12 protein-coding genes and 3 tRNA genes are annotated in these 13,960 nt (G+C 62.7%); 13 read left to right on the top strand and 2 right to left on the bottom strand.

Annotated elements, in window-relative coordinates:
* Nucleotide 1: 1 nt before the first annotated feature.
* From GWQ44_RS28975 to GWQ44_RS29010, 8 genes are all read left to right on the top strand, one after another.
* Nucleotides 2-77: transfer RNA gene (locus GWQ44_RS28975), tRNA-Glu, on the top strand.
* A gap of 52 nt (nucleotides 78-129) precedes the next feature.
* Nucleotides 130-205: transfer RNA gene (locus tag GWQ44_RS28980), tRNA-Ala, on the top strand.
* A 78-nt stretch (nucleotides 206-283) separates the two neighbouring features.
* Nucleotides 284-359 (top strand) — tRNA-Glu (locus GWQ44_RS28985).
* A gap of 183 nt (nucleotides 360-542) precedes the next feature.
* Nucleotides 543-1,082, top strand: a complete 540-nt coding sequence (locus tag GWQ44_RS28990) for a TetR/AcrR family transcriptional regulator (protein ID WP_016967969.1) — start codon at nucleotides 543-545, stop codon at nucleotides 1,080-1,082.
* Between the two features lie 29 nt (nucleotides 1,083-1,111).
* On the top strand, nucleotides 1,112-1,945 hold the full coding sequence (locus GWQ44_RS28995) for an alpha/beta fold hydrolase (RefSeq protein ID WP_016967971.1): 834 nt from the start codon (nucleotides 1,112-1,114) through the stop codon (nucleotides 1,943-1,945).
* A 47-nt stretch (nucleotides 1,946-1,992) separates the two neighbouring features.
* Entirely contained in the window at nucleotides 1,993-2,427 is a 435-nt protein-coding gene (locus GWQ44_RS29000) for a thioesterase family protein (protein ID WP_199010375.1), read from the top strand.
* A gap of 155 nt (nucleotides 2,428-2,582) precedes the next feature.
* On the top strand, nucleotides 2,583-3,542 hold the full coding sequence (locus GWQ44_RS29005; protein ID WP_275928911.1) for a tRNA-dihydrouridine synthase: 960 nt from the start codon (nucleotides 2,583-2,585) through the stop codon (nucleotides 3,540-3,542).
* Nucleotides 3,543-3,656: 114 nt separating this feature from the next.
* The gene (locus GWQ44_RS29010; RefSeq protein WP_047303107.1) at nucleotides 3,657-4,103 is read left to right on the top strand and encodes an Hsp20 family protein; all 447 of its coding nucleotides are present in this window, start codon (nucleotides 3,657-3,659) and stop codon (nucleotides 4,101-4,103) included.
* 48 nt (nucleotides 4,104-4,151) lie between these two features.
* Here GWQ44_RS29010 and GWQ44_RS29015 read toward each other — a convergent pair whose 3' ends face one another.
* Together GWQ44_RS29015 and GWQ44_RS29020 are read right to left on the bottom strand one after the other, a co-directional pair.
* Entirely contained in the window at nucleotides 4,152-7,430 is a 3,279-nt protein-coding gene (locus GWQ44_RS29015) for an EAL domain-containing protein (RefSeq protein WP_016967978.1), read from the bottom strand.
* An 84-nt stretch (nucleotides 7,431-7,514) separates the two neighbouring features.
* On the bottom strand, nucleotides 7,515-8,405 hold the full coding sequence (locus tag GWQ44_RS29020) for a LysR family transcriptional regulator (protein ID WP_016967981.1): 891 nt from the start codon (nucleotides 8,403-8,405) through the stop codon (nucleotides 7,515-7,517).
* Nucleotides 8,406-8,558: 153 nt separating this feature from the next.
* Between GWQ44_RS29020 and leuC the strand changes: the two genes are divergently transcribed.
* The 5 genes from leuC to asd all read left to right on the top strand — a co-directional run bounded on the left by leuC (nucleotide 8,559) and on the right by asd (nucleotide 13,785).
* The gene (gene leuC / locus GWQ44_RS29025) at nucleotides 8,559-9,977 is read left to right on the top strand and encodes a 3-isopropylmalate dehydratase large subunit (protein WP_047303110.1); all 1,419 of its coding nucleotides are present in this window, start codon (nucleotides 8,559-8,561) and stop codon (nucleotides 9,975-9,977) included.
* A 10-nt stretch (nucleotides 9,978-9,987) separates the two neighbouring features.
* Nucleotides 9,988-10,632 carry a 3-isopropylmalate dehydratase small subunit gene (gene leuD / locus GWQ44_RS29030; RefSeq protein WP_016967984.1) on the top strand — a complete coding sequence of 215 codons (645 nt, stop codon included), beginning with the start codon at nucleotides 9,988-9,990 and terminating at the stop codon, nucleotides 10,630-10,632.
* 87 nt (nucleotides 10,633-10,719) lie between these two features.
* On the top strand, nucleotides 10,720-11,484 hold the full coding sequence (locus GWQ44_RS29035; RefSeq protein ID WP_275928912.1) for a class I SAM-dependent methyltransferase: 765 nt from the start codon (nucleotides 10,720-10,722) through the stop codon (nucleotides 11,482-11,484).
* A gap of 51 nt (nucleotides 11,485-11,535) precedes the next feature.
* Nucleotides 11,536-12,618 carry a 3-isopropylmalate dehydrogenase gene (gene leuB / locus GWQ44_RS29040; RefSeq protein WP_103742364.1) on the top strand — a complete coding sequence of 361 codons (1,083 nt, stop codon included), beginning with the start codon at nucleotides 11,536-11,538 and terminating at the stop codon, nucleotides 12,616-12,618.
* Between the two features lie 54 nt (nucleotides 12,619-12,672).
* Nucleotides 12,673-13,785 carry an aspartate-semialdehyde dehydrogenase gene (gene asd, locus GWQ44_RS29045; RefSeq protein WP_047303115.1) on the top strand — a complete coding sequence of 371 codons (1,113 nt, stop codon included), beginning with the start codon at nucleotides 12,673-12,675 and terminating at the stop codon, nucleotides 13,783-13,785.
* Nucleotides 13,786-13,960: the final 175 nt, after the last annotated feature.

Here is a 13,960-nt window from a genome sequence, read left to right on the forward strand (position 1 = left end):
TGTCCCCTTCGTCTAGTGGCCTAGGACACCGCCCTTTCACGGCGGTAACAGGGGTTCGAGTCCCCTAGGGGACGCCAGTTTCACACAAGCGATGTTGCAAGATGTCGCTGCGCCGCGAGGCGAAAATGCGGGGCTATAGCTCAGCTGGGAGAGCGCTTGCATGGCATGCAAGAGGTCGACGGTTCGATCCCGTCTAGCTCCACCAACTTTACAGTTCAAGGCCTGGCCACACCGGCCTTGAATCGACCAGTACTCAGCGCTGGTCAGCTGTCAGAAGGTTTGTGTCCCCTTCGTCTAGTGGCCTAGGACACCGCCCTTTCACGGCGGTAACAGGGGTTCGAGTCCCCTAGGGGACGCCACGATTACCCGCTCTGCGGGATTTTTAAGGGTCATTCAATTATTGAATGGCCCTTTTGTTTTTCTGGCGCTCAGCCAGCTCGCGCTTTCTTCCTGAACCTGTACTTCTGACCGATGGTTACACTGGCGACTTGCGGAAAATTATTATGGGTATAATATTTTTTCCGTAATATTCGGAGGCAACGATGAACGATAAAAAAGCTCAAACCCGCGAACGTATTCTCCAGGCCGCCAGTTCCGCGCTGATTCAGCGTGGCCCGGCAGAGCCCAGTGTGGGGGAGGTGATGGGCGCGGCCGGGCTGACCGTGGGCGGCTTCTATGCGCACTTTGAGAGCAAGGATGCGTTGATGCTTGAAGCCTTTACCCAGTTGCTCTCCCACCGCCGCGCTTTGCTCGACGAGATGGACTCAAGCCTCAGTGGCGAAGAGCGCCGGGCGCTGACGGCGGCTTTCTACCTGTCGCGCAAGCATCGCGACTCCACGGAGCAGGCTTGCCCGATTCCGGCGTCCGTGGGCGAATTTGGGCGGCTGCCCGAGAGTTTTCGCAAAGCCTTGACTGAACACATGGAGCTGATGGTGGCGCAGTTGGCCACTTGCCCGGAGGACATGGACAAGGCCCTGGCGGACATGGCGTTGATGGTGGGCGGGCTATCCCTGGCGCGGGCCCTGGGCCCGGGGGAGTTGTCCGATCGTTTGTTGCGTGCCGCCAAGTCGGCAATTCTATGACCCGAAGTTCGGTTGCGAGGTAGCGAGAGATGAGCGGATTGAGCTGGATTCGTGGCGTCAATGGCACCCTTGGCTGGGTGGCTCCTCAATGGGCGGCGAATCGGATGCGCCAGCTGTTCATGACGCCTCGCGAGCTGCCGCCGCGGGAATGGGAGCTGCCGCTGCTGGAGCGCGCCGAGCGCCTGACCTTGCGCTTTGGGCTTTCCGCCTTGCGTTGGGGGCAGGGACCAACGGTCATGCTGATGCATGGCTGGGAAGGGCGGCCCACGCAGTTCGCCAGCCTGATCGAGGCGCTGGTGGCGGCCGGTTATACCGCTGTGGCGCTGGATGGTCCGGCCCATGGCCGCTCTCCGGGGGAGGAGGCCAATGTGGTGTTGTTTGCCCGAGCGATGCTGGAGGCCGCGGCAGAGCTGCCGCCGTTGCGGGCGGTGATCGGCCATTCCATGGGCGGTGCCAGTGCCATGCTCGCCGTGCAATTGGGCTTGCGTAGCGAAACCCTGGTCAGTATTGCCGCGCCTGCGCGCATCCTTGGGGTGTTGCGCGGTTTTGCCCGTTTCATGGGCTTGCCGCCCAGGGCGCGCTCGGCCTTTATTCGTCAGGTGGAGGAGAAAGTCGGCATGCGCGCCGCCAGCCTGGATGTGGCCCAGTACCAACTGGACATGCCCGGTCTGATCGTTCACGCGGAGGATGATCGCTTCGTGTCGGTCAAGGAGTCGGAATTGATCCATCAAGCCTGGTTCGACAGTCGCCTGTTGCGCTTGAGCGAAGGCGGTCATCAGCGGGTGCTGGCTGATCCGCGGGTGGTCGAAGCGGTGATGGCCCTGGTCACCGGGCGCCATCTGCAAGCGCGCCAATCTGCCTGAGCATCCGCTACACTGCGCCGGTCAAAAAATCTGACCGGGAGTTGGGCATGAGTTGGGATCTGGCAACGCCATTCGTCATTGATCTGCAGGTGGCGGCCGAGGATATCGATGGTCTGGGGCACGCCAACAATGCGGTTTATGTTTCGTGGCTAGAGCGCTGTGCCTGGCGGCACTCCCAGCGCCTGGGGCTGGACCTGGCGGAGTATCGGCGGCTGGATCGGGCGATGGCCGTGGTGCGACACGAGATCGACTACCTGGCTGCCGCTTACGAAGGGGATGAGTTGCAGCTGGCCACCTGGATCGTCGATTGGGATCAGCGGTTGAAGATGACCCGGCGTTTCCAGCTGATTCGTCCGAGCGATGGCAGCACCTTGCTGCGGGCGCAGACCACCTTTGTCTGCATCGAGCTGTCCAGCGGCAAGCCCAAGCGCATGCCCGCCGAGTTCCTCGAAGGCTACGGCCCGGCCCTGCAAGGCTCCTGACGCCTGCCCATGCCAGTGTCGGCAGCGGCCTGCCGGCGAAGGCGCCCACCAACGCTGGTTCGCGCCTCGCCAGTCCCGACAAAACTCCTGCTCAAGGGCGAAACCCAGTAAACTGGCGCCCGTTTTTTCGCCCGTTTCTTCGTTGAGTGTGTTTCATGCAAATTGCCCTGGCGCCCATGGAAGGGTTGGTCGACAACATTCTGCGGGATGTGTTGACTGGTGTTGGCGGGATCGACTGGTGTGTCACCGAGTTCATCCGCGTCAACGACCGTCTGCTGACGCCTGCCTATTTCCACAAGCTCGCTCCCGAGTTGCTGCACGGTGCGCACACCGCTGCCGGCGTGCCGTTGCGCGTGCAATTGCTGGGTTCGGACCCGGTGTGTCTGGCCGAGAACGCCGCGCTGGCCTGTGAGCTGGGCAGTGAGGTCATCGATCTGAACTTCGGTTGCCCGGCCAAGACCGTCAACAAGTCCCGGGGCGGGGCAGTGCTGCTCAAGGAGCCGGAGCTGCTGAATCAGATCGTCGAGCATGTGCGGCGGGCGGTGCCGGCGCACATCCCGGTCACGGCAAAGATGCGTCTGGGGTTCGACAGCCCGGACGGTTCGCTGGTGTGCGCGACCGCGTTGGCCGAGGGCGGCGCCGAACATATCGTGGTTCACGCCCGGACCAAGGTCGATGGCTACAAGCCGCCGGCTCACTGGGAGTGGATTCCCCGGGTCCAGGAGGTGGTCAAGGTGCCGGTGTTCGCCAACGGCGATATCTGGAGCGTCGAGGATTGGCGGCGCTGCCGGGAGATCAGTGGCGTCGAGGACATCATGCTCGGCCGTGGCTTGGTTTCGCGTCCTGACCTGGCACGGCAGATCGCCGCTGCCCGGGCGGGCGAGGAGGTGGTGGCCATGTCCTGGGCCGATCTGCAGCCTCTGCTCCAGGACTTCTGGGCCCAGGTGGTGGTGCAACTGACGCCGCGTTCGGCGCCGGGGCGGCTCAAGCAGTGGCTGGCCATGCTGACCCGCAACTACCCGGAGGCGGTGGAGTTGTTTACCGCCCTGCGCCGGGAAACCGACCTGGACCAGGTGGGGCGCCTGTTGGGCATGCCGCGCAGCGAAGCGGCGTAAAAAAATCAAAAAACCACTCTTGAAATGCCAGGGACGATCCTTATCTCTTGGGTACGCGACGCCGAATTCGGGTCGCGGAGATAACCACTCGCTGAAATATCAGGAGATAGACCCATGAGTACTGCATTTTCCCTGGCTCCACTGTTCCGTTCCTCTGTTGGCTTCGACCGTTTCAACGATCTGTTCGAATCGGCGTTGCGCAACGAACCGAGCAGCAGCTATCCACCCTACAACGTTGAAAAACACGCCGACGACCAATACCGCATCGTCATCGCGGCTGCCGGCTTCCAGGAAGAAGACCTGGAGCTGCAAGTGGAGAAAGGTGTGTTGACCGTGAGCGGTGGCAAGCGCGACGCCAATGAAAGTGTCACCTACCTGCACCAGGGCATTGCCCAGCGTGCATTCAAGCTGTCCTTCCGTCTGGCCGACCATATCGAGGTCAAGGCCGCGGCCCTGAGCAACGGTCTGTTGAACATCGACCTGCTGCGGGTTGTACCGGAAGAGGCCAAGCCAAAGCGCATCCCGATCAACGGTGCGCAGCAGCCGGCTCTGCAACACTAAGACCGCTGCAAAAGAAGGGCGCCCTGGTGGCGCCCTTTTTCGTGCCTGTCATTTCAGCAGCTTCTTGAATTCGCTCAGAGGCAGCGGCCGGCTGTGCAGGTAGCCCTGGTACAGATGGCAATCCAGTCCCTGGAGGAATTCCAGTTGCTGCGGGGTTTCCACGCCTTCGGCGATGACCTTCAGGTTCAGGCTGCGGGCCATGGCGACGATGGCGCGGATGATTTCCGCATCGTTGGGGTCGTGGGTGGCGTCGCGGACGAAGGACTGGTCGATCTTCAGGGTGTCCACCGGCAGGCGCTTGAGGTAGGTCAGGGATGAGTAGCCGGTGCCGAAGTCATCCATGGCGAAGCTGATGCCGAGCTTTTTCAGGCGGCGCATCTTGCTGATGGTGTCGTCCAGGTTCTGGATCACGATGCCCTCGGTGATTTCCAGCTTGAGCAGCGATGAGGGCAAGGCGTACTCCGTCAGGCTGTGTTCGATTCGTTCGACAAAGTCGGTCTGGCGGAACTGTCGCGGACTGATATTGACGCACAGGCTGAAGTGATAAGGATCCACCAGGTCCTCGTCGATCAACTGGCTGAAGGCCAGGCAGGCTTCATCGAGAATCCAGGTGCCGACTTCAAGGATCAGCCCGCTGTCCTCCAGGACCTTGATGAATTCGGTGGGTGATTGGGCACCCAGTTCAGGGTGCTGCCAGCGCACCAGGGCCTCGGCGCCGACGATGCGGTTGTCGCGGGCGTCGACCTGGGGCTGGAAGTGCACGCTGAATTCGCCACGGGACAGGGCCAGGCGCAGGTCGGTTTCCATGCGCAGGCGCTCGCTGGCGGCCTTCTGCATGGTGTTGTGGTACATCTGCGTGGTGTTGCGCCCGGAGTCCTTGGCCCGATAAAGGGCAATGTCGGCGCGCTTGAGCAGGTCGGTGGGGGTCGAGCCGTGATCGGGGATCAGCGCCACGCCGATGCTGGGGGTGACCTGCAGGCGCTGGCCGTCGAGGAACATCGGTTCCGACAGCAGTTCGCGCAGGGTTCCCGCCAGGTGCCGCACCTGTTCGCTGACCTCGTTGCGCGAGCCTTCCAGGCCGCTGAGCAGCACCACGAATTCGTCGCCGCCCAGGCGCGCCACGGTGTCCTCCATGCGCACGCTGGCTTCCAGCCTGGCGGTGATGATCTTCAGCACGGTGTCGCCCACCGGGTGGCCCAGGGAATCGTTGATGTGCTTGAAGTGGTCCAGGTCGAGGAACAGCAGGGCGCCCCGCAGGTTATGGCGCTTGAGCAGGGCGATCTGCTGGCTCAGGCGGTCCATCAGCAGGGCGCGGTTGGGCAGGTTGGTCAAAGGGTCGTGGTAGGCCAGGTGGCGGATCTGCGCCTGGGCATTCTTCAGCAGGCTGACATCCCGGGCCGTGAGCAGCAGGCACGGGGTTTCATTGAGGGTGATCGGCTCCACCGAAACCTCAAGGGTGAGGATCTCCCCGCGCTTGTTTCGCCCGAGCATTTCCAGGTGATGCACTCGGCCCTTGAGTCTGAGCTCAGCCAGCAGCGTGGCGAGCTGGGCCTCTTCGGCCCAGATGCCGACCTGGTACATGGTGTGGCCGAGCACTTCATCGGTGCGATAGCCGGTCAGGCGGCAGAAGCCGTCGTTGACCTCCAGATAGCGGCCGGTTTCGCGCTCGGTGATGCTGATGGCGTCGGGGCTGGAGTGGAAGGCCTTGGCGAATTTTTCCTCACTGGCCTTGAGCGCGGCCTCGGAGCGTTGTTGCTGGGTGATGTCCCGCAGCGTGGTGACGATGCACGGCTGTTTGTCGACGGTAATCAGGCGGCTGGAAATGATGCAGGTCAGCGAATGGCCGTCCTTGTGGTTGACCATCACCGCCACGTTATTCAGCGCCTGTTCGCGAATCACCCGTTCGATCCGCCGCAGCCGTGGGGCGGGGTCTTCCCAGAAGCCGACCTGCTCGGCGCTGCGGTTGATCACGTCGTCCTGGGTCCAGCCAAAGGTCTGGGTGAAGCTCGAATTGATCTCGATGAACTGGCCGGTTTCCAGCAGGGTCAGGCAGATGGGGTCCGGGCTGACCTGGAACAGACTGGCGAATTTCTCCTCGGAGGTGATCAGGCGCTGTTCGCGCTCCACCTGCTCGGTAATGTCCAGCAGCGTTCCGGCCATGCGCAGGGGGTTGCCCGACTCGTCGCGATAGAGGCGGGCGCGGCTTTCGAGGTAGCGCGAGCTGCCGTCCGCCAGTTGCACCCGGTAGGTCAGCTGGTAGTTGCCCGCCGGGCCCTCGCGCAGGCTGCGATAGGCATCGCGCATGCTGTCGCGCTCTTCGGTGGGCACGCCCTCGAAAAATGCCTCGAAGGATTCGTGGAAGGGCGCCGGCGCCAGGCCGTGCAATTGTGCGGCGCGTGCCGAGCCGTACAGCATGCCGCTGGGAATGTGCCAGTCCCAGGTGCCCAGTTGTGCCGAGTCCAGGGCCAGGTCGAGGCGTTCCTGGCTGTCCTTGAGGGCCTGTTCGGCTCTTTTGCGCTCGCTGGTGTCGAGAAAGGTGCTGAGCAGGTAGGGCTTGCCTTCCAGTTCGATCTTCTGCGCGCTGAGGATGCCGTCGTGGATCTGGCCGTTGCTGGCGCGGAACTGCACTTCGAGGCTGGCGGCCTGGCCTTTCTTCTGTAAGGCCTTGATCAGTTGGGCGCGCTGCTCGGGATTGACCCACAGGCCGATTTCCAGGGTGGTGCGGCCGATCACATGTTCGGCGGGCCAGCCGAACTGGCTTTCGAAGTACTGGTTGGCCTCGCTGATCAGGCCATCTTCCAGGCGGGTCAGCAGCACCGTGTTGGGGCACAGGTGAAACAGCGTGGCGAAGCGTTTTTCCGAGTTGCTGAGGGCCTCTTCGCGTTGACGCTGGTGGGTGATCTCGCGGATCACCCCGATCATTCGGGGTTTGCCGTGCTTGTCCGGCAGTACGCTGCCGTTGATTTCCAGCCAGTGCAGGCTGCCGTCGGGCCAGCGGATGCGGTGGTGCATGGCCTGTTCCAGCGGGGCGCCCGCCAGCACCGAATGAAAGGCGCGCACGGTCCTGGCCCGGTCTTCGATGGGCAGCAGGTCAAGGTATTCGAGGTTTTCCGGCAGGGGTTGGCGCGGATCGAAGCCAAACAGCGCCTGGGTGCCCCGTGACCAACTGATCTGCCCGCTTTCAATATCCCAATACCAGGCCCCCAGCCGAGCCCCATTGAGGGCGGCAAGCAGCTGTGGCGCGCTTTCCCAGCTCTGCTCCGACTCCTTTGGGTCGATGGCATGGATACGCGGCATGGGTGGAATACGATCAGCGGGTTTTGGCATGGGGGTCAGGCCTTGAGCTGAGTCATTCGTTTCACGCGGGGTATTCATGGCGGTGCGGCGTGGCACGGGTGCTACCCGGAAAAGCTATGCCGGGTTCCCTGGCCAATCGACTTGTGCATCCAGTAGGGCCATGAAAGCCCGCGCAGCATTCGACAGCGTCCGTTCGGTGTGCAGGATATAGCCTAGCTGGCGTCGCAGCTGTATGCCCGGTAAAGGAATGCGTGCCACCTGATCGTCGAGCATGGTACGCGGCAGCACGCTCCAGGCCAGGCCGATGGACACCATCATCTTTATAGTTTCCAGATAGTTAGTGCTCATGGCGATGTTCGGCGTCAGGCCCTGGGCCTCGAACAAGCGTTGGACAATATGGTGGGTGAAGGTGTTGCCGCCGGGAAACACCGCCGGGTGCAAGGCAATATCCGCCAGGCTGACCTGGCCGTTGCTGACCAACGGATGCTCCGGGGCGGCGACGAAATCCAGCGGGTCGTCCCAGACGGCGGCCGCCTTGATCAGGCTGTGGGGCTCCGGCGCCAGGGTGATCACCGCCAGTTCGGCACGGCCGTGGAGGATTTCCTCGTAGGCCACCTCGGAATCGAGGAATTGAATGTCCAGGGCCACTTGCGGGTAGCGTCGGGTAAAGGCTCGCAGCAGCGGCGGCAGGCGATGCAGGCCGATGTGATGGCTGGTGGCCAGGGTCAGGCGCCCGCTGACTTCGCCGTTGAGGTTGGTCAGGGCGCGGCGGGTGTCGTCCAGCACGTTGATGATCTGATAGGCCCGGGGCAGCAGGGCGCGTCCGGCCTCGGTCAGGCCGACCTCCCGGCCCAGGCGGTCGAACAGCCGCACATTGAGCTGCTGCTCCAGGCCGGCGATGCGTTTGCTGATGGCGGGCTGGGTCAGGTGCAGGCGTTCACCGGCGCCGGAAAAGCTGCCGGTTTCGGCGATGGCTATAAAGGCGTTGAGGTTGGCCAGGTCCATGGTTGTATTCCGGTTGGTTATCCAAAGCATGAAAAATATGAATTTGAGTTATTTAATCTAACGCCATAGCATCAGCCTCACAAGCCAAGGGGTTATTGATCGGCTCACGATCGGGGCCCGGGGCATAGAAACAAGCTGATGAGGAATGGTCCGATGGCCGGTAAGACGCTTTACGACAAGCTCTGGGATTCGCATTTGGTCAAGCAGCGCGACGATGGTTCGGCGCTGATCTATATCGATCGTCACATCATCCATGAAGTGACCTCGCCACAAGCTTTCGAAGGCCTGCGTCTGGCCGGGCGCAAGCCTTGGCGCATCGATGCCAACATCGCCACCCCGGACCACAACGTACCGACCACCCCCGAGCGCAAGGGTGGGATCGAAGCGATTGCCGACCAGGTTTCCCGTCTTCAGGTGCAGACCCTCGATGACAACTGTGACGAATACGGCATTGTCGAATTCAAGATGAACGACGTGCGCCAGGGCATCGTCCACGTCATCGGCCCGGAGCAGGGCGCCACCTTGCCGGGCATGACCGTGGTCTGCGGCGACTCCCACACCTCCACCCACGGCGCTTTCGGCGCTCTGGCCCACGGTATCGGCACCTCCGAGGTGGAGCACGTGCTCGCCACCCAGTGCCTGGTGGCCAAGAAGATGAAGAACATGCTGGTGCGCGTGGAAGGCACCTTGCCTTTCGGCGTGACTGCCAAGGACATCGTCCTGGCGGTTATCGGCAAGATCGGCACCGCCGGCGGCAACGGCCACGCCATCGAGTTCGCCGGCAGCGCGATTCGCGACCTGTCCATCGAAGGCCGCATGACCATCTGCAACATGTCCATCGAAGCCGGTGCCCGTGTGGGCCTGGTGGCGGCGGATGAAAAGACCGTGGCCTACGTCAAGGGTCGTCCATTCGCCCCTAAAGGCGCCGAATGGGACTTGGCCGTCGAGGCCTGGAAGGATCTGGTGTCGGATGCCGACGCCACATTCGACACCGTGGTCGAGCTCGACGCTGCGCAGATCAAGCCGCAGGTCAGCTGGGGCACCTCGCCGGAGATGGTCCTGGCCGTGGATCAGCGCGTGCCGGACCCGGCCAAGGAAATGGACCTGGTCAAGCGCGACTCCATCGTCCGCGCCTTGAAATACATGGGCTTGAGCGCCAACCAGGCGATCACCGACATTCAACTGGATCGGGTGTTCATCGGCTCCTGCACCAACTCGCGGATCGAAGACTTGCGCGCCGCCGCAGTCATTGCCAAGGGCCGCAAAGTGGCTTCCACCATCAAGCAGGCGATCGTGGTCCCGGGTTCGGGCCTGGTGAAGGCTCAGGCCGAGTCGGAAGGCCTGGACAAGATCTTCCTTGAAGCCGGTTTTGAATGGCGCGAGCCGGGTTGCTCGATGTGCCTGGCGATGAACCCTGACCGCCTGGAGTCCGGCGAGCATTGCGCCTCGACCTCGAACCGCAACTTCGAGGGGCGTCAGGGCGCGGGTGGGCGTACCCACCTGGTGAGCCCGGCCATGGCCGCCGCCGCCGCTGTCAGCGGTCGTTTCGTCGACGTCCGTGAATTGATCTAAGGAGCGCAGCATGAAAGCTTTCACCCAGCACAATGGTTTGGTCGCGCCTTTGGATCGTGCCAACGTCGACACCGACCAGATCATCCCCAAGCAGTTCCTCAAGTCGATCAAGCGCACCGGCTTTGGCCCCAACCTGTTCGACGAGTGGCGTTACCTGGACGTGGGCCAGCCCTACCAGGACAACTCCAAGCGCCCGTTGAACAAGGATTTCGTCCTCAATGCCGAGCGTTACCAGGGCGCCAGCGTGCTGCTGGCGCGGGAGAACTTCGGCTGCGGTTCCAGTCGCGAGCACGCGCCGTGGGCCCTGGAAGAGTACGGTTTCCGCAGCATCATCGCGCCGAGCTATGCCGACATCTTCTTCAACAACAGCTTCAAGAACGGCTTGCTGCCGATCATCCTCAGCGACGCTGAAGTCGACGAGCTGTTCCAGCAGGTCGAAGCCACCCCGGGCTATCAGTTGCATATCGACCTTGAAGCGCAGACCGTGACCCGTCCCGACGGCAAGGTGCTCAAGTTCGAGATCGACGCGTTCCGCAAGCACTGCCTGCTCAACGGTCTTGACGATATCGGCCTGACCTTGCAGGACGGCGACGCCATCGCCGCCTTTGAAGCCAAGCACCGGGCCAGTCAGCCCTGGTTGTTTCGCGACGCCTGATCACCAGCAAACCGGCTCCTGCGCAGGTGTGTCGCAGGAGCTGGCTTGCCAGCGAATGCCGTTCCCTCGGATCAAAAGGACCTCAGCATGACCAGCAACGCCCACAGTCAGGTGGTACAGAAGCAATTCGGTGAACAGGCCGCGGCCTACCTGAGCAGCGCCGTGCACGCTCAAGGCGCCGAATTCGCCCTGCTACAGGCCGAGGTGGCGGGTCAGGAGCAGGCGCGGGTCCTCGATCTGGGGTGCGGTGCCGGTCATGTCAGCTTCCATGTCGCGCCGCTGGTCAGGGAAGTGGTGGCCTACGACCTCTCCCAGCAGATGCTGGACGTGGTGTCGGCAGCCGCGCAGGAGCGTAATCTGCACAACATCCGCTGCGTGAAAGGGGCCGCCGAGGGCTTGCCCTTCGCCGACGGTGAGTTCGATTTCGTCTTCAGTCGCTACTCGGCCCACCACTGGAGCGACCTGGGCCTGGCCCTGCGCGAAGTGCGTCGGGTCTTGAAGCCCGGTGGCGTGGCGGCGTTCATTGATGTCTTGTCGCCGGGCAGCCCGCTGCTGGACACTTACCTGCAAAGCGTCGAAGTGCTGCGTGATACCAGTCATGTGCGCGATTATTCGGCGGGTGAATGGCTGCGCCAGGTCAGTGAAGCGGGGCTGCATACCCGCAGTACCGTTCGGCAACGGCTGCGCCTGGAGTTCCACTCCTGGGTCGAGCGCATGCGCACCCCTGAGTCGCTGCGGGTGGCGATCCGCGAGCTGCAGCAGGCGATGGGCAATGAAGTGCGCGAATATTTTGAGATTGAGGCCGATGGTTCGTTCAGTACTGATGTACTGGTGCTGTGGGCCGAGCGATAGAACTTTTCCGGTTGTGCCCAGGGGCCGGCCGACAGAACCAACGAGGAACGCATGAGCAAGCAGATTCTGATTCTCCCAGGTGACGGTATTGGTCCGGAAATCATGGCCGAGGCGGTCAAGGTGCTGGAGTTGGCCAACCACAAGTACAACCTGGGCTTTGAGCTGAGCCACGACGTGATTGGTGGCGCCGCCATCGATAAGCACGGTGTGCCCCTGGCTGACGAAACCCTGGACCGTGCCCGTGCCGCCGATGCCGTGTTGCTGGGCGCAGTGGGCGGGCCGAAATGGGACAAGATCGAGCGCGACATTCGTCCTGAGCGCGGTCTGCTGAAGATCCGCGCGCAACTGGGCCTGTTCGGCAACCTGCGTCCGGCGATTCTCTATCCGCAACTGGCGGATGCTTCGAGCCTGAAGCCGGAAATCGTTTCCGGCCTGGACATCCTCATCGTTCGCGAGCTGACCGGCGGCATTTACTTCGGCGCCCCTCGTGGCACCCGCGAGCTGGAAAACGGCGAGCGCCAGTCCTACGACACCCTGCCTTACAGCGAGAGTGAAATCCGCCGCATCGCCCGGGTGGGGTTCGACATGGCCCGTGTGCGCGGCAAGAAGCTGTGCTCGGTGGACAAGGCCAACGTCCTGGCCTCCAGCCAGCTGTGGCGTGAAGTGGTCGAGCAAGTCGCCCAGGACTACCCGGATGTCGAGCTGAGCCATATGTATGTCGATAACGCCGCCATGCAACTGGTGCGTGCGCCGAAGCAGTTCGACGTGATCGTCACCGACAACATGTTCGGCGACATTCTTTCCGACGAAGCCTCGATGCTCACCGGCTCCATCGGCATGCTGCCGTCGGCGTCGCTGGATGCCAACAACAAGGGCATGTACGAGCCATGCCACGGTTCGGCGCCGGACATTGCCGGGCAGGGCATTGCCAACCCGCTGGCGACCATCCTCTCGGTGTCGATGATGCTGCGCTACAGCTTCAACCTGACCGACGCGGCGGACGCCATCGAGCAGGCGGTGAGCCGGGTGCTGGATCAGGGTTTGCGCACCGGCGATATCTGGTCGGCCGGTTGCACCAAAGTCGGTACGCAGGAAATGGGCGATGCAGTAGTCGCCGCGCTGCGGAATCTGTAATCTTTCGGGCCCACTGCATAGACAGTGGCCCACTTTTGTAAAGGTGTAGTTGCGATGAAACGTGTAGGTCTGATCGGTTGGCGCGGTATGGTCGGTTCCGTGCTCATGCAGCGGATGCTGGAAGAGCAGGACTTCGATCTTATTGAACCGGTGTTTTTCACCACTTCCAATGTCGGTGGCCAAGGGCCGTCGGTGGGCAAGGACATTGCTCCGCTGAAGGACGCCTACAGCATTGAAGAGTTGAAAACCCTCGACGTGATTCTGACCTGCCAGGGTGGCGACTACACCAGTGAAGTCTTCCCCAAGCTGCGCGAAGCCGGCTGGCAGGGCTACTGGATTGACGCCGCTTCCAGCCTGCGCATGCAGGATGACGCGGTGATCATCCTCGATCCGGTGAACCGCAAGGTCATCGACCAGCAGCTGGATGCCGGGACCAAGAACTACATCGGCGGCAACTGCACCGTCAGCCTGATGCTGATGGGCCTGGGCGGCCTGTTCGAAGCCGGCCTGGTGGAGTGGATGAGCGCCATGACCTATCAGGCGGCTTCCGGCGCCGGCGCGCAGAACATGCGTGAACTGATCAAGCAGATGGGCGCGACCCATGCGGCGGTCGCCGATGACCTGGCCAACCCGGCCAGCGCCATCCTCGACATCGACCGCAAGGTGGCCGAAGCCATGCGCAGCGATGCCTACCCGACCGAGAACTTCGGCGTGCCGCTGGCCGGCAGCCTGATTCCGTGGATCGACAAGGAACTGCCCAACGGCCAGAGCCGCGAAGAGTGGAAAGCCCAGGCCGAGACCAACAAAATCCTCGGTCGCTTCAAGAACCCGATCCCGGTGGACGGCATCTGCGTGCGCATCGGCGCCATGCGCTGCCACAGCCAGGCGCTGACCATCAAGCTCAACAAGGATGTGCCGATCGCCGATATCGAAGGGCTGATCAGCCAGCACAACCCCTGGGTCAAGCTGGTGCCGAACCAGCGTGACATCAGCATGCAGGAGCTGAGCCCGACCAAGGTCACCGGCACCCTGAACATCCCGGTTGGCCGTCTGCGCAAGCTGAACATGGGTTCGCAGTTCCTGGGCGCCTTCACCGTGGGCGACCAGCTGCTGTGGGGCGCGGCCGAACCGCTGCGGCGCATGCTGCGGATCCTCCTGGAGCGTTGATCCACTGAGTGGTTGAAAGAACCCGCGCCCGAGCCAGGACGCGGGTTTTTTTATGCCTCCCTCCCCAGGGGCGGGCTGGCCGGCTAAGGGGCTTGTTCCTGCCGCTGGCCCCGGCGAATTGCCTCGTCACCCCGTGCCGGGTAAAGTGCCGCTCCCCGTTTCACCTGAGGTAGCG

It is taken from the genome of Pseudomonas sp. 3MA1 (assembly GCF_029237275.1).
Classification (GTDB): domain Bacteria; phylum Pseudomonadota; class Gammaproteobacteria; order Pseudomonadales; family Pseudomonadaceae; genus Aquipseudomonas; species Aquipseudomonas fluorescens_AP.

Coding starts and splice junctions, on each gene's coding strand:
- GWQ44_RS28990 (WP_016967969.1), top strand. CDS start 543: ATGAACGATAAAAAAGCTCAAACCCGCGAACGTATTCTCCAGGCCGCC.
- GWQ44_RS28995 (WP_016967971.1), top strand. CDS start 1,112: ATGAGCGGATTGAGCTGGATTCGTGGCGTCAATGGCACCCTTGGCTGG.
- GWQ44_RS29000 (WP_199010375.1), top strand. CDS start 1,993: ATGAGTTGGGATCTGGCAACGCCATTCGTCATTGATCTGCAGGTGGCG.
- GWQ44_RS29005 (WP_275928911.1), top strand. CDS start 2,583: ATGCAAATTGCCCTGGCGCCCATGGAAGGGTTGGTCGACAACATTCTG.
- GWQ44_RS29010 (WP_047303107.1), top strand. CDS start 3,657: ATGAGTACTGCATTTTCCCTGGCTCCACTGTTCCGTTCCTCTGTTGGC.
- GWQ44_RS29015 (WP_016967978.1), bottom strand. CDS start 7,430: ATGCCAAAACCCGCTGATCGTATTCCACCCATGCCGCGTATCCATGCC.
- GWQ44_RS29020 (WP_016967981.1), bottom strand. CDS start 8,405: ATGGACCTGGCCAACCTCAACGCCTTTATAGCCATCGCCGAAACCGGC.
- leuC (WP_047303110.1), top strand. CDS start 8,559: ATGGCCGGTAAGACGCTTTACGACAAGCTCTGGGATTCGCATTTGGTC.
- leuD (WP_016967984.1), top strand. CDS start 9,988: ATGAAAGCTTTCACCCAGCACAATGGTTTGGTCGCGCCTTTGGATCGT.
- GWQ44_RS29035 (WP_275928912.1), top strand. CDS start 10,720: ATGACCAGCAACGCCCACAGTCAGGTGGTACAGAAGCAATTCGGTGAA.
- leuB (WP_103742364.1), top strand. CDS start 11,536: ATGAGCAAGCAGATTCTGATTCTCCCAGGTGACGGTATTGGTCCGGAA.
- asd (WP_047303115.1), top strand. CDS start 12,673: ATGAAACGTGTAGGTCTGATCGGTTGGCGCGGTATGGTCGGTTCCGTG.